The sequence below is a fragment of the Sinomonas sp. RB5 genome (assembly GCF_054063535.1).
Map to the genome: position 1 here is coordinate 158,016 of NZ_JBSSGJ010000009.1, position 16,314 is coordinate 174,329.

Here is a 16,314-nt window from a genome sequence, read left to right on the forward strand (position 1 = left end):
GCCGGCTCCGGAACGGCTCAGCCCCGCGGGCCGCCCAGGTCCTCGGCCTCGCGCACGTACCGTTCGAGGGCCTGCGCGAGCGGGTGCGCGCCGTGGGCCGGCAGGACGAGCTCGAGGGAGACCTCCGGCGAGTCCGCCACGGCGATGTACCGCACGTCCGGGTGGGGGTGCTGGCGTGCCGTGGCGGGCAGGACACCGATGCCGCGCCCGGCCGCGACCATCTCGATCCACTCGTCGTAGTTGCGGCTGCTGACCGCCACCTCGGGCCGCTGGCCGGCGGGCCACATCTCCGGCCCCACGGTGCCGCTGACGGCATTGACCACGAGCGGGTAGGCGGGCAGTTCCGCCCACCGCAGCCGGCGCCGCCGGGCGAGGGGGTGCTCGCGGGCGACGGCGACCACGCGGGCCTCCGTAGCCAGCTCCACGGTGCGCAGCGACGGGAGCGTCCCGGTCCCGCCGTACACGATCGCCGCGTCCGTGCTGCCGTCCGCGACCCCGCCCCACCGGTCGTCCCGGCGCACGAGCTGCACCTGCGCTCCCGTCGCCGCGGCGAGCCCGTCGATCAGGTGCCGGGCGAGCTCGCTGGGCAGCAGCCAGGTGAACCCGAGCCGGAGGACGTCCGCCTCCTTCACCGCCCGCAGCGCCGCATCGAGGCGCGGCAGGACCGCGGCGAGCTCGCCGCGGAGCCGGTCCCCCGCCGTCGTGAGCGCCACGCTGCGGGTGGTCCGGTCCACGAGGCGCGCCCCGAGGGAGCGCTCGATCCGGGCGACGGCGCGGGTGAGCGACGGCTGGCTGACACCCTCGAGGGCGGCGGCCCGCGTGAAGTGCCCCTCCTCGGCCAGGGCCATGAAGAGTCTCAGGTCGCGCAGGCCAGGATCCATGCACTTATTGTATGAATCGGACGGGAACGGCATTTCACTCCGAGGTCTGGGAAGCCTAGCGTCGATCCGGCATTGGACCGGAGGGCATCACGGCGTGCGGGCCGCCCCGGATCCGCAGAGGACGCACGCCGGAAAGCCGTATGCCTCCGTGCTCAGCAACGATGTGCTCCGCTCCACCACCACTCCCCTGGGCGGCCCGGCCTATCCCCAGGGCCCCTACCGGTTCGTCAGCCGGGAGTACCTGAACATCACCTATCGCACGGACCCGGAGGCCCTTCGGGCGATCGTGCCCGAGCCGCTCGAGGTCGCGGACCCGCTGGTCCGCTTCGAGGTGATCCGCATGCCGGACAGCTCGGGGCTCGGCGACTACACCGAGTCGGGACAGGTCCTGCGGGTGCGGCACGAGGGCCGGGACGTGGACTACATCCACAGCATGTACCTCGACAACGGCCCGGCGATCTCCCTCGGCCGCGAGGGCAGCGCCTACCCGAAGAAGCTCGGCAGGCCCCGCCTGTTCACCGACTCGGACACGCTCGTGGGAACCCTCGACTACGGCAGCCTGCGCGTGGCCACGGCCACGATGGGCTTCAAGCACGCGCCCATGGACCCCGAGGAGGCCGGGGCCGAGATCGCCGTCCCGACCCTGATGCTCAAGCTCATGCCCGGCTACGACGGCACGCCCCGCATCGCCGAGCTCGTGCAGACCCAGATCGAGGACCTCACCATCCGCGGGGCCTGGACGGGGCCGGCGCGGCTCGAGCTCTTCGCCCACGCCATGGCGCCGCTCGCCGACCTGCCGGTGCGGGAGATCGTCTCCGCGAGCCACATCCTGACCGACCTCACCCTGCCGCGCGCCGAGCTCGTGCACGACTACCTGGCCGCGTGACCGCTTCCCGGCCCGTGACCACCTCCCAGCCCGTGAACACCACCCAGAACGAGGACCCCCGCATGACCGCACAGACCCCCGCCCCCTTCTCGGACGTCGTCCGCCTCGACCTGGCCGGCCGCACAGCCCTGGTCACCGGGGCCGGCAGCGGGATCGGCCGCGCCATCGCGCTGCGCCTGGCCCGCGCCGGGGCCCACGTGAAGGCCCTGGACATCTCCGCCCCCGCGCTCGAGGAGGTCACCGGGATCACCGGCGGCTCGAGCCACGTCGTCGATCTCTCCGACCTGGACGCGCTCGGGCGCGTCGACCTGGACGCGGACGTGGTGGTCAACTGCGCCGGCATCCAGCACGTCGCCCCCATCGCCGAGTTCCCCGAGGAGAAGTTCTCGCTCATCCTGCGGATCATGCTCGAGGCGCCGTTCCGCATAATCAAGGCCGCGCTGCCGGGCATGTACGAGCGCGGCTGGGGCCGGATCATCAACATCTCCTCGGTCCACGGGCTGCGGGCCTCGGAGTTCAAGAGTGCCTACGTTGCGGCCAAGCACGGCCTCGAGGGCCTCTCCAAGGTCGTGGCGCTCGAAGCGGCCGCCCACGGTGTCACCTCCAACTGCGTCAACCCCGGCTACGTCCGCACGCCGCTGGTCGACAAGCAGATCGAGGCGCAGGCCGCGGCCCATGACATCTCCGAGGACGAGGTCCTCAGCGGCGTGATGCTCGCCTCCGCGGCGCTCAAGCGGCTCGTGGAGCCCGAGGAGATTGCCGAGATGGCCGCCTTCCTCTGCAGCCCCATGGCCGCGTCGATGACCGGCACCTCCCTCGTGGCCGACGGCGGCTGGAGCGCCCGCTGACCCCATAACCCGCTGCGGGCTGGCGCCTACGGGCCCGGTCGGGCGAAGGCGGCCTCCGGTGCTGACGGCACGGGTGCCATCCCGAAGCTGCTCGGCAGAGCGCTGCGGAAGGCCTGGCCGGTGGCGCCGTCCTCGGTGGCCGCCCAGTCCACCGTCGGATTGCCGGGCTGGTTCTCCTGCTTGATCCACTCGAACCAGACGGCCAGCCTCAGCCGGGGGAACCGCGCCCGCAGCTGCGGCTCGAAGAGCTGGTCCCACCAGGCCTTCTTGATGCTCAGGGCCGAGGCGCCGTCGGGATGTGAAAGGTTGTAGAAGGCGCCCGTCTCGCAGATGGCGAAGGGCTTGCTGTGCCCGTCCGCGTAGAGGCTGTAGAAGTCTGGCACCGCGGTTTCGTCCACAGAGGCGCTCCGATAGGTGCCGGTGATCTTCCCGATGAGCTTGCCCGGCTCGGGCACCGTGTTCTTGCCCCACGGGTAGGCGGTGCCGAAGTGGTAGACGGAGAGGCCCACCCAGTCCACGGCGTCGTCCCCGGGCCAGTAGGGGCTGTACGGGTCGTCCTCCTGGGTGAGGCGCCCGTCCTTGTCGGTGTCCAGGGCTGTGAAGTCTGCGGTCCCGGGTTTCGCCTCGTACGCTCCTCCCTCGAAGGGGTAGCCGCCGCCCTCGTTGGGGGCCCAGATCGTCCCGGAGCCCGCGGAGCCGTGGACGGCGGCCGCAACCTGCCGGAACTTCTCGATGTACTCCGCCGGCCTCTGCCCCCACGGGTACCAGGAGCCGTTCATCTCCTGCCCGAACCGGACGAGGACGGGCACCCCGAGGCCGTTCCACGCCTGGAGCGACCGGGTGAGCTCTGCCAGCGCCGCTGGCGTCACCGCACCGAGCCCTCCCCGCGGTTCGAGCGTCAGCATGAGCGACGAGCGGCGCTGGGCGAGCTCGTGCGCCTGGGCGTCGATGGACGCCTTGTCTGCGGGCTGGAGGGGGAAGTCGATGTAGAACCCGTAGAGGGCGGGCGCCTGGCCCAGCCGGGCGGCGTAGCCCCCCACCGTGTCGCGCGCGCTGTCCAGCTGGACGCCGAAGTAGGTCTGGGGGCTGCTCTGCGGCGGCGCGGGGGCGCTCTGCCCGTGGGCCACCGTCGCGATGATCCCGGCGGCCAGTGCGAGCGCTGCCATCGCCAGCTTGAGGCGGACGGGCAGGCTCGGCGGCATGCTAGTGCCTCGCTTGGGTCTTCAGGACGATGAGGGCGACCGCCAGTGCGGCCTCCACGACGATGACCGCGGCGAGGACCAGCGCCATGCCGCCCAGGACGGCGCCGGCGCGGAGGGCGGCCGCCAGCGGCAGGAGGACGTACGCCGTCACGACCGCCAGCGCCCCGAGGACCATCAGGAGGCGGCCCGTCAGGGCAGCGAACCGGACTCGGGCGACGGCGGGCGCCGGCTCCTCCGCACGGGGCACGGCCCCCGTCCGGGGGGCGGTGCCGTCCGCCGCGAGGGTGGAGGCGTGCCCCTCTGGTGCGGTCCTGTCATCGACGAGGGTCGTTGCGCTCATGGCCTAGCCTTTCCTGGTCTGGGCGGCATCCGCCTCGAGGGTTTTGGGGGTGGGGACCCAGCTGACGCGCCGTGTCCCGCGGGCCCAGGCCAGCACGGCCCACAGCGCCGCGGAGCTCTCGATCAGTCCCGCGATCGGAGCAGCCACCACGGCCCTGGCGATCTCGGTCTTCCGGGTGGACCCGTCCAGGCCGGAATCGGCGAGGTTGTGCCACGCTCCGACGAAGACCGAGCCGATCCACATCATCCCGACCAGGGAGAGCCACGCGCTGGCCGGCCCGGGCAGGGGCGCGGCCTGATTGAGGTAAATCGAGGCGACCGTCTTCGTGAGGAAGGCCGGAAGGACAGCGAAGGACAGGACCGAGACCACGCATCCCATGGCAAAGGAGGCGATCCGGTAGCGCGTGCCCCAGAGCAGGGCGAATCTCGTCGTCGCGGAGAGCGCCCCGAACCGGCTGCTGCGCTTGAGGTCCGCGAGGCCCTGCAGCACTCCGAAGACCCAGCGGTACCGCTGCTTGAAGGCACTGCGTACTGAAAAGGGCGGTTGCTCCAGCATGACGCAGCCGTGCCACCCGAAGATGTCCCCTCCGTACCGGGTGAATGCCTTCATGCCGAACACGTAGTCCTCGGCGATGAACGGCTCGCCGTCCAGGCATCCGATATCCCAGCCGATTTCATTCTCGAGGGATTCCTCGATCACCAGATTCGATCCGTGGAGGTGGAATGGAGTTCCCGCCTCCATCACGTGACGGCATTCGTAGCACCCAATGGGCCGATTGGCCTCCATGGACCGGCACAGGGCGGACGCCTGCAGGTAATCGAGCGGATAGAAGATCGGGCCTTCGAGAATCCTGCGCTCGGTTTCGGCCAGGCATCCGATCAGCTTGCGCAGTTCGGACGGGGCCATCACGCTCTCCTCGTCGTAATGGACCACGAAGGTTTTGCCCGACTTCCTGTTCCACCCGGAGCGCCGCTGCTCGACCGCGTAGTGCAGCCCGCGGGCCTTCAGCTGGGTCCCCGCGGGCGTGCAGTAGCTGGCGGGGACCACGAGGACGTGGACCTCCACGGGGGCGTGGGCGAAGGCCTGCAGGAGCCGCTCCCCCTGCGGCCCGGATTCGGTGACGACCTCCACGGAGAGGAACCGCCCATAGAACTCGGGGGCCTCGTCCGCGAGCGCGATCACGTTGCCGATGCCCCGCTCGATGACCTCGAAGCTGCCGGCAGCACCTCGGGTGGTGATCTGGATCTTCACGAAGGGCACGGCCACGGAACGGAGATTCTCCGTGGTGACGGACTCGAGCCGCCGGTACTTCTTCCAGTGGAGCAGGAAGCTCCTCCAATACGAGATCATCCGCCAGCCGATGAACGAAACGGCGGCGAAAAGGAGAATTCCGACGCCAGTGAGAATGTCGTCGAAGAACGAGGCCATGGATCCCCCAGATCATTAGAGCGCGGACCAACGGCCCTCCGGGCATGGACGGAATGTCCGAATGGAAATGCTCGGAGCGATGCCGTTTCTTGACTTTCGAGACCGTTGCTTGACTCTAAGCTGCGCAATCGGAGTGATTCACCAGTAGCCCTTACCCGATATTCGCGGGGCGTTACTGGTGCGTTACTGGGCGCCGGCGGACACGGGTACGCGGACGGCGGCGGGCCGGCTACGGTGCCTGTACGCAACGGGCCGGCGGCGTGCACCGCCGACTACCTACCGAGGGCTCGGTATCGGTTCCATGGGGGCAGCGAAGGTCCTCGAAGCTGTCCTCCCCGGCCGACGTCGGGGAAGAAAGGGCGATGAGCGCCAAACCAGCCTGGGCCATCGAAGACCTCGCCGACCAGTTGCCCTAGCAGCCGCGACCCCTGCCGATCGCCTCCTTCGGCGCCTCTCAACACGCTGGCCCCGGGCACCTACACTTCCGTCTGGAAGTGCCGATCAGCGCTGGTCGGAATGCAGGGGGGACTCATCATGATGCTTGTCGACGGGATCCGCGCGTTGAGGGCTGTCTCTGCCCTCGTGGTGGGGTGCGTCGTCCTCGCGGGATGCGGCTCCGGCCAGAGCACGCAGCCGGCCAGGACCGACCCTCCGGGGCAGAACATGACGCTCAGGTCCAAGCGGCCCGATCCGAGCAGCACAGACGCGCACCCGCTGGCGAACCTGCTCAGCGACCCGGTCTTCGCCTCGCTCCCTCCCGGCTCGACCAAGACCGGCGAGCAGAAGACCCCTGCGCACAACGACCCGGTCGTCTTCGGATCCGGCGGAACCTTCGGAGCCAGCTACGAGGTCGACTTCACCTCCACGGCACCTGCCTCGGACGTGTACGCGGACCTCGACCGACGGGCCCGGGCGGCAGGCTGGGACGCCGTGGCCAAGGACCGCGACGGGAGGACTGCCCAGTGGGTGAGGGCGTACCCGGATGGGAGCAAGGGCGATCTCGCCATAGAGCGGCTCAACTCGGAGAAGGCGGCGCCTCCCTATCGGTACGTGATGACCGGCTCGATCTGAGAACCGACAGCGCGGCGGCAGTCGCCGGCCGCGCTCGAAGGCGCGTAAGACCCCCGGCGTCCTCGTCCGGTCGCAAGCCCGGAGGAGGACGATCGTTGCCACGGACGCGGTAGGCATGGATTGATCCCGTGGGGCGGGTCCGCGGAAGCCCCCCATGAACGAAACTCCCGCGACCCCGCCACCCTCCGCCAGAGCCAGCGGATCCAATACCGTCCTACCCACTGCGCGACAAGCTAGTCAAATGATTATCGAGAGAATGTCATCACGGTTTGGGTCGAACCGCCGGCGCGAGGAATGCCTGGGTCCACGGGCGAATCGGCCCGCGGGCTGCTCGAGCACCGTCTCCCGCGGCACGTTTGGCAGTCGCGGAATCGGGCAACGACCGCACTGGCGGGCCAGTGCCCGCCGGCGACGGTGCGGAAGAGCCGCTGTCACTCGGACGGAAGCCTCGAGGGGGATCCCATGGGCGCCGAAACCCACCACGAACGTGCCATGCCGGTGTACGAGGACATCCTCCGCCAGATCGCCCGCGCCAAGACCCACGGAACGACCAGGCAGCGTTTCACCGTCGATACCTGGGAACCGGCCGTCCACGCGCACGGCCCCAGTGGCCCCTTCATCGGCGACCCATGCAGGCGGTGCGGGAAGCCCTGGCCGTGCCGGTTCCTGCTCAACCTGCTCGACAGCGGCCTGGTCGCCGAACAAGGACCCTTGTCCTAGGGATCCGCCGCTAATTAGGGCAGGCGCTCAAGCCGGGGCTCGACCTGAGAGGCGCCTCTTCACATCGTCTCGGCTGGGCACAGCCTCGGCTGGACACGGCACGGAGGAGCCGCCGCAGCCCGAGCCCGCCGCCACCCGCTGACCTCATCCGACCACCCGTCACGAGCCCAACAACGCGCGCGGAGCGTGGCAGATCCGCGGCCAGCGCCTCAGCGAGGCGGTCGGTCGGCGGCGCTGGTGGCCCTCGGCCACGGCCCGGCGTCTCGCGCGGGCGCTCGTGGTCCTCGGGGCAGCGACCCTGGCGGCCGCGTTCGTCCTGAGGGTAGGCACAGAGGCCCGTGTGGGGCTGGTCCTGGCGGGAGTCGCCCCGGTATGGGCGTTCGTCGGGGCTGTGCTCATCGCCGCCGGCTACATCGTCATCACCGTCGGGGGAATCCGAGGGTGGAGGCCGCCGTCGGCCTCATCTCCCCTCTGAAGCTCCTCGCGGTCCTCGCCGCTGTGGTTGCTGGGGTCTTCGAGGAGGCCCTCTTCCGGCGTCCTGATGGACCGCTTGGCCGCGGCCGGCCGCAGCCGAGTCCTCCAGGTCTTCGTCAGCGGGCTCGTCTTCGGCTGCCTGCACTTCTATGCCTTCGCCGGCCTCATCATGGCAGCGAGCGCAATCAGCGGCAAAGGGCTGGCGGGGGCAGGGTACGCACCGCTTGCCGGGCACTGCTCGCAAGAGGATCCTTCAGCGGACGACAGTTCGGCCTCGTGGGAAGAATGCCCGCACAGGCAGGAGCAGCTCAAGCAGTGAGAGGGCAATGAAGACGACCTGGTGGATGTGGTCCTTGCCCGGCGGCAGTTCGAAGACCAGATGGATGGTCCAGAAAACGGGGTAGAACCAGAGCGCGATCCATGCCCAGCGCTCGCGCCGGCGTACGGGATCACCGCGAGGAGGCCGCCGAGCAGGCCCAGTCCGATCGAGGCGACTCCGTCAGCGCGGTAGAGCAACTCGTCGGCGCCCATCGGCGCGATGGCGATCACTACGCCGAAGCCCATGATGCCGAGGCTCACGACTCCCAGACCGATCCAGCCGATCCGCAAAGGCCACCGCCGCTCACCCACCTGGTTCACCCTACGCTTCGTCCCAACGCGGGATGTCGCCGGGGCCCAGGCGCCGTAGACCAGATGGGAACCTCCACCGCATGCAGGCCCACGCCCGGACCAAGCTCAGCCTCCTGCACAATCTCCACATCTAGGACCGCATCGACCCTGGAAGCTGAGGGGACCCCCGGCATGCGACGGCCCCGACCTTTGCCGAAAGGCCGCCGGTGTCTGCTGTGCGTTCCCGGGTCAGGTGCTGGTGAGCTGTCCGAGGATGAGGTCGAGCTTGCGGCTGAGGGCCGCTTTCAGGTCGAAGCCGGCGGGCTCTTCGAGGAGCCATCGGTTCTGCGTGTCGAAGTAGACCGCGGCGAGGATCTCGGCAACATCCTGGGCCGAGATCCCCTTGAGGAGCTCCCCGGTGGCCGCGCCGTCGTCAAGCGCGGCAGTGAGCGCTGGCGGGATGGGCTGGGGGACGACCATCTGCCCGCGCAGCATCCGGGTCAGCTGGCGTTCACGCTCGTTGACCTCGGCCAGCACGTCGTAGAGGCGGTGCAGCCGCTCGCGCATCGAGCCGGCGCCCAGGACGTCGGCGGCCGCCGCCTCCTGCCTGCGCCGTTCTCCCCAGGCGAGGACGAAGTCCCGCTTGGCCGGGTAGTGGTTCAGCACGGTCTGGCGGGCGACGTCCGCGCGCTCGGCGATCTGGTCGATCGTTGTTGACTCGAAGCCCTGCGCCTCGAACAGCGACAGGGCCGCTTCCAGCAGCCGGGCCCGCATCCTCAGACGCTGCCGCTCGCGCCGGCCCAAGACTGCTTCCGCCATGGGACCGAGTCTGCCACGAAGTCCAGCCTGGAGTATATTTCTAGTCTCCAGACTAGAAATATACTGCCGAAGGAGCTATCCCATGCCCGCAACTGACGACCATCGTGTCGCCCTCGTGACGGGAGCCTCGCGGGGCATCGGCCGCGCGGTTGCCGAGCGCCTCGCCGCAGACGGCTATTCCCTCGTCCTGGGCTACGGACAGGACGCGGGCGCGGCGGAGGAGGTCGTGGCAGCGGTCGAGGGGCTGGGCTCGCGCGCGGTCCCAGTGCAAGCGGACGTCACCGACCCGGCGGCCGTCGCGGCGCTGTTCGACGCCGCCGAAGAGGCCTTCGGCGGCGTCGACGTCGTCGTCCACGCAGCAGCCCGCATGTCGCTCTCGCCCCTGGCAGAATTCGACCTCGAAGAATTGGAGCGGATGCTGAGGACCAACGTGCTCGGCACCTTCACCGTGAGCCAGCAGGCTGCCCGAAGGGTCCGCTACGGAGGCGCGGTCGTGAACTTCTCATCCTCCGTCATCGGCCGAGTCCTGCCCGGCTACACCGGCTACGCGGCCAGCAAGGCCGCCGTCGAGGCGATGACCTTCGTCCTCGCCCACGAGCTCCGCGGCCGGGACATCACCGTCAACGCCATCGCCCCGGGGCCGACGGCCACCGACATGTTCCTCGAGGGCAAGAGCCCCGAGCAGGTCGAGTTCTTCGCGAACGCCTCGCCCCTGGAGCGCCTCGGCACACCGGAGGACATCGCCAACGCGGTCGCGTTCCTCGTCGGCCCGTCCGGACACTGGATCAACGGTCAGGCCCTCCGCGCGAACGGCGGACTCAACTGACCGCACCCAAGTACTCGGGCTGGTGGACCGGCGGCCTCCTCGGGCACTCGCTGCCGTTCGCAGAAGGGTGCTGCACGAGTCGCTCTCTGGCCCTCCTCGGGTCTCAGGCCACCCGCCGGCCCCGACGGTCGACGCCGGGACGTCGCCTGCCGCGCCCGGCCGCGGTTTCACCTACTGGCGAGTTGGGTAATCTTCGCGCAATCGGGCCCGCTGGCGCCGCTCAGGCTGCCTTCTTCCGTCCGTTCGCGAGAAACGAGGTGGGATGGCCGAGCATCGCCGCGACGGTGGGGAGCAGGACCTGGTGGGGGGCCGGTACCGGCTGCTCGAGGTGATCGGGCGGGGGTCGACGGCGGTGGTGCACCGGGCGCGCGACGAGTCCCTGGGCCGGGAGGTCGCCGTCAAGGTGATGCAGCCCGGGGCCATGGACGAGGCGGAGCTGCGGCGCAGCGACACGGAGGTGAAGCTCCTCGCCCAGCTCAACCACCCCGGCCTGGTCACGCTCCTCGACGCCGGGACGGAGCGCACCGCCGGCGGCGCCGCGCGCGTCTACCTCGTCATGGAGCTGGTCACCGGAGCGGACCTGCGCGAGCACCTCCGGCACGGGCCGCTCGAGTCCTCGGCCGTCGCGGAGATCGGCCACGACCTGTGCGAGGCCCTCGCCTACGTCCACGCCCGCGGCGTGGTGCACCGGGACATCAAGCCGGCCAACATCCTCCTGCTGGACCACCCGGAGGAGGCCGCGCGGTTCCACGCCAAGCTCACCGACTTCGGCATCGCCTGGATCCCCGACTCCGAGCTGACGCTCGAGGACGCGGTCTCTGGCACCCCGGCCTTCCTCAGCCCGGAACAGGTCCGCGGCGACCATGCGGGCCCGGAGAGCGACGTCTACTCGCTGGGCCTCGTGCTGCTCCAGTGCCTCAGCGGGCGGCTGGCCTTCCCCGGGCCGCCGCTCGAGAGCGCCGTCCGGCGGCTCACGCTGCCGGCTCCCATCCCGGACGACGTCGATCCCCTGTGGCGTCAGCTCCTGGCCGGGATGACGGCCATGGACCCGGCCGCACGCCCCAGCGCGGCGGAGGCGGCGGCAGCCCTGCAGCGGCTGGCCGCCCTCGGCACCCTCGCGGGTCCGCTGCCCGAGCTCGCGGAGGCGGAGGAGGCGCTGCGCCTGGCAGAGGTGCGCAGCTACGCCGCGCCGGCAAGCGCCCAGTCCGCCGCCTTCGACCGCATCACCCGCCTGGCCTCCCGCGTCCTGGGCGTCCCGATGGCCACCGTGAGCATCGTGGACGCGGACAGGATCTGGTTCCTCTCCACCCACGGCCTCGAGGCGGACCACGTGGACCGGCACCCGGGCCTGTGCGCCTCCGCGGTGCTGCAGGATGACCTCTGGGTGCTCCCCGATGCCGCCGCGGATCCCCTCGCGGTGGCCAACCCGCTCGTGTGCGGGGACCTCGGCGTGCGGTTCTACGCCGCCGTCCCCCTCAAGACCCCCGCCGGGGCGAACATCGGCACGCTGTCCGTCCTGGACCGGGTCCCGCGCACCCTCTCGAGGTCCCACGCCGCGACGCTGCGGGACCTGGCCGGCCTCGTCATGGACCAGCTCGTCCTGCGACGCGCCGCGCTCGAGGCGAGCTCCCCCGCCGTCGTGCCTCCCGCCGTCGTCCCCGCGCCGCAACCGGTGCGCACGCCCGAACCGATGCCCGCAGAACAGGCGCCCCTCGTGGGTCTCCCTACCGCGGGCTGACGGCCCCGGGAACCCCGCCCTGGGACTAAAGGCCCTCCAGAGCCGCGGGCATCTCGTGGATCGTTGTCAGTGAACGGTCTTGGGAGGTTCAGGAGGAGAGCCATGAAGGACGTGCCCGCACGCCTGCCCCGCCACCACTGGGCCTCCGCGCCCAGCGACCCGTGGCACGGCCTGCCCCCGCTGCCCCCGGATGCGGACCCGATCGATCCGTACGCCCACCGCCGCCAGGAGCAGCTCCTCGACGACCTGATCCGGGCCGGCCTCAGCGAGGAGCAGGCGCTCGCGCAGCTCGCCCGCCTCGAGGCCGGGGACCTCTGGAGCGGGTAGGCGCGGCGGCTCAGTCCTCCGCGTCGAGCCGCTCCGGCGCCGCCTCGAGCACCACGGCGCTGCGGGCGGGGACCGTGTAGACCTCGTTGGCGGCGGCCGTCTCCCCCACGAGGTGGTCGGCGCACGTGGTGAGCACGGTGGTCCACTTGTGCGGGAAGAGGCCGCCGGGGATGTGGTAGTCCACGTCGTTGTCCGCGGCGTTGAGGATCACCAGGAAGTCGGAGTCCCCGGGGGCGCCGTGCCGGCCCACGGCGGGCACGGCGTTGCCGTTGAGGAAGAAGGCGAGGGACTTGGCCCAGTCCTCGTCCCAGTCGGCCTCGCCCATCGAGGACCCGTCGGCGTCGATCCAGGCGATGTCCGGCAGCGGGTCGCCCTCGGCCGGGTCCACCGGGCAGCCGTCGAAGAAGTACCGGCGGCGGAACACGGGATGGTCGGAGCGCAGGCGCAGCAGGCGCCGGGTGAAGTCGGCCAGCTCCGTGTCGGCGTGCTCCCAGTCGATCCACGTGGTGGCGTTGTCCTGGCAGTAGGCGTTGTTGTTCCCGCCCTGGGTCCGCCCCAGCTCGTCGCCGTGGGAGAGCATGGGCACGCCCTGGGAGAGCACGAGGGTGAGCAGGATGTTGCGCTGCTGGCGGGCGCGCAGCTCGAGCACCCCGGGATCGTCGGTGGGCCCCTCCACGCCGCAGTTCCACGAGCGGTTGTCGTCGGCCCCGTCGCGGCCGCCCTCGCCGTTGGCCTCGTTGTGCTTGCCGTTGTAGGAGACCAGATCGCGCAGGGTGAAACCGTCGTGCGCCGTGACGAAGTTGATCGAGGCGCTGGGCCTGCGCCCGAGCTCCTCGTACAGGTCCGCGGAGCCGGCCACGCGCATGGACAGCTCGCGCAGCGTCCCGGGCTCGCCGCGCCAGAAGTCGCGCACGCAGTCGCGGAACTTGCCGTTCCACTCGGTCCACTGCGGCGGGAAGTTGCCCACCTGGTACCCGCCGGGGCCCACATCCCACGGCTCCGCGATGAGCTTGGTGCGGGACAGGACGGGGTCCGCGGCCATGAGCTCGAAGAACGGCGAGACCATGTCCACGTTCCCCTCCTCGCGGGCCAGGGTGGCGGCGAGGTCGAACCGGAACCCGTCCACGTGCATCTCGGTGACCCAGTACCGCAGCGAGTCCAGGACCAGCTGGAGGGTGAGCGGGTGGCCCACGTTGAGGGAGTTCCCGGTGCCGGTGTAGTCCATGTAGTAGAACTCGTTGCCGGGCACGAGGTGGTAGTAGGCGGCGTTGTCGATCCCCCGGTAGCTCAGCTGGGGCCCGAGGTGGTTGCCCTCGGCGGTGTGGTTGTAGACCACGTCGAGGAACACCTCGATCCCGGCGCGGTGGTAGGCCTTGACGAGCTCCTTGAACTCGTAGATCTGCTGCCCGTGGTCCCCGGAGGAGGAGTAGAACGAGTGCGGGGCGAAGAAGCCGATCGTGTTGTAGCCCCAGTAGTTGACCAGGCCCTTGTCCAGCAGGGTGGAGTCGTTGACGAACTGGTGGACCGGCATGAGCTCCACGGCGGTGACGCCGAGCTCGGCGAGGTGGCGCACGACGGCGGGGTGGGCGGCTCCCGCGTACGTCCCCCGGAGCGCTTCGGGAACCTCGGGGTGCAGCTGGGTGAGGCCCTTGACGTGCGCCTCGTAGATGACCGTCTCGTTGTACGGGGTGCGCGGGTGGGTGTCCCCCTCCCAGTCGTACTCGCCGTGGTCCACCACCACGGAGAGCATGCTGTGGCCGAGGGAGTCCGAGGTGTCCATGGTGGCGGGGGCGCCGAAGACGTAGGCGTGCATCTGCTGGCCCCACTCGTTGCGGCCGGAGACGGCGAGGGAGTGCGGGTCCAGGAGCAGCTTGGAGGGGTTGAACCGCAGCCCGCGGGCCGGGTCCCAGGGCCCGTGGACGCGGTAGCTATAGTGCTGGCCGGCGGCGCAGGCGGGCACGGTGCCCTCCCAGCGCACGGCCTGCCCCGCCGCCGTGGTGCCGGTGCGGGCGAGGTCGAAGCAGCGCTGCTCCCACGTCTCGTGGTCCACGAGGCAGACCTCCACGCGCTCGGCCTCCGGGGCGGTGGCGAGGGCGAAGTCGGTACCGGCTGCCGTGGGCCGGGCGCCCCAGTAGGCGTCCTGGGTGTTTGGCTCCATTCGCTGAGGGTAGCGGAGAATCGGCGGCGCGGAGGTGAAGGGTCGCAGGTCCTTGGTCCGCCCCCGGCGCGCGGCTAGGGTGGGGACACCGTGAGCCGTCCATCTGGGAGGAGGCGCACGCATGGATCTGTCCTTCGACGAGGTCGAGGCGCCGCCGGCTCGGCGCACCTGGCTCTGGCTGGGAGTGGCGTGCGTGGGCGTGCTCCTGCTCGTGCTGTTCCTCGTGGCCCCGGCGGCCGCCGCGGTGGCGGGGCTGATCCTGCTCTCGGCGATCCCGCTCGCCGTGCTCGCCGGGACCCAGCGGACTGCGGCGCCGCTCGCCGCCGCGGGCGCCGTGGCACTCGTGGCACTCGGCGGCTCCGCCGTGGCCCTCGCGGTCGAGTCGTACAACGCCGACCGCGCACTCAGGACGATCACGGCCCACACCCGGCCCGCAGACCCTCCCCCGAGCGACCAGCCCGCCGTCGCGCCGGCTCCCCGCCCGCACACCGCCCCGGCTCCCCCGCCGCGGCCGAAGGCGGCGCCGCGGGCTCCCGACCGCGAGCCGCTCGCGCCCCTCGTGCCGCCGGTGAGGCCGGCCGTCCCGGCGGCCCCGGTGCCCGCCGCTCCCCCGCCGGCCCCGACCGTCGCGCCGACGCCCGCGGCGCCGTCCGCCCCGGCGCCCTCGCCGTCCACGCAGCCGGCCGCCCCGGTCACCCCGCAGATCGTGGATGTGTCCGCGACCGTGGCGTGGGGGCGGCTGTCCACCGAGGCCCGGGCTCAGGTGTGCCTGGCGGCGCTCGGCCAGGGCCTCTCGGTCCCACCCGGCCAGTGCCGCTGACGCGGCGCGTCACACTTCGGCCAGTCCGTTCTCCCCTGTCCGCCGCGGCCCGTCACGGCCTAGCCTTGTCCCGAGGCGAACCACTGGCGACGGGAGGCCGGGCGATGGGTTTCAGGCTCCTTGCCCTCGGCGACAAGGTGACGTTCCACGACACGGGGCGGCGGCCGTTCAACGTCCGGGCCGTGTCGCCGGACGGCAGCGTGGTGATCCTCTCCCGCCCCGTGGGACGTGGGGACGCGGCCGAGTACACGATGATCGACTGGCACCACGAGATGCGCGGCACGGACGGCACCACCGGCGCCGGGATCCGGATCGCCTCCCAGGCCCACCAGCGCCTGCACCGGTTCTTCACTGAGCGGGCCTCGCTCCGTGACGGCGACGTGCCGGCCACCCAGTCCATCCTCGCCTTCGGCGACTGGACGCCCGTGCGGATCGCCACCGTGAACGGCCGCCCCGAGCCCGGAGTGCACCAGGCCACCTCCGAGCACGGGTGAGGTGCGAAGAGGCGGCCTGGGGCACCGCAACTAATTCCGCCCGTAGTCCCCTGTAGGGCAGCGGTATGCCGTGCAGGCCAAGGCTAACAGGAGCGGTTCAGCCCAGTGGGTAGGTGCGGAGGCGGTCGGTCCAGGGGGTGGGGTGGAAGCCGGTGGCCTCGATCTTGGCCAGGTCCAGGGTGGAGCGCAGGGGCCGTGGGGCGGCGGCCCTGTGGGTGAAGTACTCGGTGGTGGAGACGCGGTGGACGCGGGCGGGATCGGTGCCGGCGGCGGCGAAGACGTCCGCGGCGACGTCGGCCCAGCTGGCCTCGGGGCCGGCGCCGGTGAGGTTGTAGGTCCCGTAGGGCGCGCGGTCCTCGAGCAGGTGGCGGATGCCGGCGGCGATGTCGGCGGTGAAGGTCGGCCGTCCGATCTGGTCGTCCACCACGGAGGGCTCCACGCCTCTGCGGGCGAGGTCGGCCATGGTCGCCACGAAGTTGCGGCCCTCGCCGATGACCCATGAGGTGCGCACGATGTAGTGCCGGGGCACGACGGAGACCACGGCGTCGCCGGCGGCCTTGGTCTGCCCGTAGACGCCGAGGGGGGAGAACGGCTCGTCCTCGGTGTGGAGGGCCTCGGCGCCGTCGAAGACGTAGTCGCTGGAGACGTGGACGAGGGTCAGGCCGTGCCCGAC

The 16,314-nt window shown here is 71.1% G+C and carries 17 protein-coding genes; 10 read left to right on the forward strand and 7 right to left on the reverse strand.

The window, feature by feature from the left end; all coding sequences use genetic code 11:
- Nucleotides 1–17: 17 nt before the first annotated feature.
- Nucleotides 18–881, reverse strand: a complete 864-nt coding sequence (locus ACVWWH_RS12425; RefSeq protein WP_066499232.1) for a LysR family transcriptional regulator — start codon at nt 879–881, stop codon at nt 18–20.
- Between the two features lie 148 nt (nt 882–1,029).
- On the opposite strand from ACVWWH_RS12425, the gene ACVWWH_RS12430 reads away from it, so the two are divergent.
- Both ACVWWH_RS12430 and ACVWWH_RS12435 read left to right on the forward strand, forming a co-directional pair.
- On the forward strand, nt 1,030–1,767 hold the full coding sequence (locus ACVWWH_RS12430; RefSeq protein WP_457316783.1) for an acetoacetate decarboxylase: 738 nt from the start codon (nt 1,030–1,032) through the stop codon (nt 1,765–1,767).
- Nucleotides 1,768–1,829: 62 nt separating this feature from the next.
- A complete protein-coding gene (locus ACVWWH_RS12435; protein ID WP_457316784.1) occupies nt 1,830–2,615 on the forward strand; it encodes a 3-hydroxybutyrate dehydrogenase in 786 nt (261 codons plus the stop codon).
- Nucleotides 2,616–2,641: 26 nt separating this feature from the next.
- On the opposite strand, the gene ACVWWH_RS12440 is transcribed toward ACVWWH_RS12435, so the two are convergent.
- Genes ACVWWH_RS12440 through ACVWWH_RS12450 form a run of 3 tightly spaced genes read right to left on the reverse strand, consistent with a single transcriptional unit; the run spans nt 2,642 to nt 5,507 of the window.
- Complete coding sequence (locus ACVWWH_RS12440) at nt 2,642–3,817, reverse strand: glycoside hydrolase family 26 protein (RefSeq protein WP_066499233.1); 1,176 nt, start codon at nt 3,815–3,817, stop codon at nt 2,642–2,644.
- 1 nt (nt 3,818) lies between these two features.
- Nucleotides 3,819–4,157 (reverse strand): hypothetical protein, encoded by a 339-nt coding sequence (locus tag ACVWWH_RS12445; RefSeq protein WP_066499235.1) that lies wholly within the window; start codon nt 4,155–4,157, stop codon nt 3,819–3,821.
- 3 nt (nt 4,158–4,160) lie between these two features.
- Nucleotides 4,161–5,507, reverse strand: a complete 1,347-nt coding sequence (locus ACVWWH_RS12450; protein ID WP_457316785.1) for a glycosyltransferase family 2 protein — start codon at nt 5,505–5,507, stop codon at nt 4,161–4,163.
- A gap of 612 nt (nt 5,508–6,119) precedes the next feature.
- Between ACVWWH_RS12450 and ACVWWH_RS12455 the strand changes: the two genes are divergently transcribed.
- The 3 genes from ACVWWH_RS12455 to ACVWWH_RS12465 all read left to right on the forward strand — a co-directional run bounded on the left by ACVWWH_RS12455 (nt 6,120) and on the right by ACVWWH_RS12465 (nt 8,169).
- Nucleotides 6,120–6,656 (forward strand): hypothetical protein, encoded by a 537-nt coding sequence (locus ACVWWH_RS12455; RefSeq protein WP_457316786.1) that lies wholly within the window; start codon nt 6,120–6,122, stop codon nt 6,654–6,656.
- A gap of 462 nt (nt 6,657–7,118) precedes the next feature.
- A complete protein-coding gene (locus tag ACVWWH_RS12460; RefSeq protein WP_457316787.1) occupies nt 7,119–7,376 on the forward strand; it encodes a hypothetical protein in 258 nt (85 codons plus the stop codon).
- 541 nt (nt 7,377–7,917) lie between these two features.
- The gene (locus tag ACVWWH_RS12465) at nt 7,918–8,169 is read left to right on the forward strand and encodes a hypothetical protein (protein ID WP_457316788.1); all 252 of its coding nucleotides are present in this window, start codon (nt 7,918–7,920) and stop codon (nt 8,167–8,169) included.
- A gap of 539 nt (nt 8,170–8,708) precedes the next feature.
- Here the strand turns inward: ACVWWH_RS12465 and ACVWWH_RS12470 are convergent.
- Nucleotides 8,709–9,278 carry a TetR/AcrR family transcriptional regulator gene (locus ACVWWH_RS12470; RefSeq protein ID WP_084249543.1) on the reverse strand — a complete coding sequence of 190 codons (570 nt, stop codon included), beginning with the start codon at nt 9,276–9,278 and terminating at the stop codon, nt 8,709–8,711.
- Between the two features lie 82 nt (nt 9,279–9,360).
- Here ACVWWH_RS12470 and ACVWWH_RS12475 point away from each other — a divergent pair, with 82 nt between their 5' ends.
- From ACVWWH_RS12475 to ACVWWH_RS12485, 3 genes are all read left to right on the forward strand, one after another.
- Nucleotides 9,361–10,104 (forward strand): SDR family oxidoreductase, encoded by a 744-nt coding sequence (locus tag ACVWWH_RS12475; protein WP_457316789.1) that lies wholly within the window; start codon nt 9,361–9,363, stop codon nt 10,102–10,104.
- 262 nt (nt 10,105–10,366) lie between these two features.
- Complete coding sequence (locus ACVWWH_RS12480; RefSeq protein ID WP_457316790.1) at nt 10,367–11,842, forward strand: protein kinase domain-containing protein; 1,476 nt, start codon at nt 10,367–10,369, stop codon at nt 11,840–11,842.
- Between the two features lie 102 nt (nt 11,843–11,944).
- Nucleotides 11,945–12,169 (forward strand): hypothetical protein, encoded by a 225-nt coding sequence (locus ACVWWH_RS12485; protein WP_066499244.1) that lies wholly within the window; start codon nt 11,945–11,947, stop codon nt 12,167–12,169.
- 10 nt (nt 12,170–12,179) lie between these two features.
- Here the strand turns inward: ACVWWH_RS12485 and glgX are convergent, their stop codons facing one another.
- A complete protein-coding gene (gene glgX / locus ACVWWH_RS12490; RefSeq protein WP_457316791.1) occupies nt 12,180–14,327 on the reverse strand; it encodes a glycogen debranching protein GlgX in 2,148 nt (715 codons plus the stop codon).
- A gap of 121 nt (nt 14,328–14,448) precedes the next feature.
- On the opposite strand from glgX, the gene ACVWWH_RS12495 reads away from it, so the two are divergent.
- Together ACVWWH_RS12495 and ACVWWH_RS12500 are read left to right on the forward strand one after the other, a co-directional pair.
- Entirely contained in the window at nt 14,449–15,147 is a 699-nt protein-coding gene (locus ACVWWH_RS12495; RefSeq protein WP_457316792.1) for a hypothetical protein, read from the forward strand.
- A gap of 104 nt (nt 15,148–15,251) precedes the next feature.
- Nucleotides 15,252–15,641 (forward strand): hypothetical protein, encoded by a 390-nt coding sequence (locus tag ACVWWH_RS12500; protein ID WP_066499250.1) that lies wholly within the window; start codon nt 15,252–15,254, stop codon nt 15,639–15,641.
- A 97-nt stretch (nt 15,642–15,738) separates the two neighbouring features.
- Here the strand turns inward: ACVWWH_RS12500 and ACVWWH_RS12505 are convergent.
- Nucleotides 15,739–16,314, reverse strand: a 576-nt coding sequence (locus tag ACVWWH_RS12505; RefSeq protein WP_457316793.1) for an SDR family oxidoreductase, incomplete at its 5' end; no start/stop codon positions are given.

Bases quoted from the DNA above. Each gene is read 5' to 3' on its own strand.
- ACVWWH_RS12425 (WP_066499232.1), bottom strand. From the start codon at position 881: ATGGATCCTGGCCTGCGCGACCTGAGACTCTTCATGGCCCTGGCCGAG.
- ACVWWH_RS12435 (WP_457316784.1), top strand. From the start codon at position 1,830: ATGACCGCACAGACCCCCGCCCCCTTCTCGGACGTCGTCCGCCTCGAC.
- ACVWWH_RS12440 (WP_066499233.1), bottom strand. From the start codon at position 3,817: ATGCCGCCGAGCCTGCCCGTCCGCCTCAAGCTGGCGATGGCAGCGCTC.
- ACVWWH_RS12445 (WP_066499235.1), bottom strand. From the start codon at position 4,157: ATGAGCGCAACGACCCTCGTCGATGACAGGACCGCACCAGAGGGGCAC.
- ACVWWH_RS12450 (WP_457316785.1), bottom strand. From the start codon at position 5,507: ATGATCTCGTATTGGAGGAGCTTCCTGCTCCACTGGAAGAAGTACCGG.
- ACVWWH_RS12455 (WP_457316786.1), top strand. From the start codon at position 6,120: ATGATGCTTGTCGACGGGATCCGCGCGTTGAGGGCTGTCTCTGCCCTC.
- ACVWWH_RS12460 (WP_457316787.1), top strand. From the start codon at position 7,119: ATGGGCGCCGAAACCCACCACGAACGTGCCATGCCGGTGTACGAGGAC.
- ACVWWH_RS12465 (WP_457316788.1), top strand. From the start codon at position 7,918: ATGGACCGCTTGGCCGCGGCCGGCCGCAGCCGAGTCCTCCAGGTCTTC.
- ACVWWH_RS12470 (WP_084249543.1), bottom strand. From the start codon at position 9,278: ATGGCGGAAGCAGTCTTGGGCCGGCGCGAGCGGCAGCGTCTGAGGATG.
- ACVWWH_RS12475 (WP_457316789.1), top strand. From the start codon at position 9,361: ATGCCCGCAACTGACGACCATCGTGTCGCCCTCGTGACGGGAGCCTCG.
- ACVWWH_RS12480 (WP_457316790.1), top strand. From the start codon at position 10,367: ATGGCCGAGCATCGCCGCGACGGTGGGGAGCAGGACCTGGTGGGGGGC.
- ACVWWH_RS12485 (WP_066499244.1), top strand. From the start codon at position 11,945: ATGAAGGACGTGCCCGCACGCCTGCCCCGCCACCACTGGGCCTCCGCG.
- glgX (WP_457316791.1), bottom strand. From the start codon at position 14,327: ATGGAGCCAAACACCCAGGACGCCTACTGGGGCGCCCGGCCCACGGCA.
- ACVWWH_RS12495 (WP_457316792.1), top strand. From the start codon at position 14,449: ATGGATCTGTCCTTCGACGAGGTCGAGGCGCCGCCGGCTCGGCGCACC.
- ACVWWH_RS12500 (WP_066499250.1), top strand. From the start codon at position 15,252: ATGGGTTTCAGGCTCCTTGCCCTCGGCGACAAGGTGACGTTCCACGAC.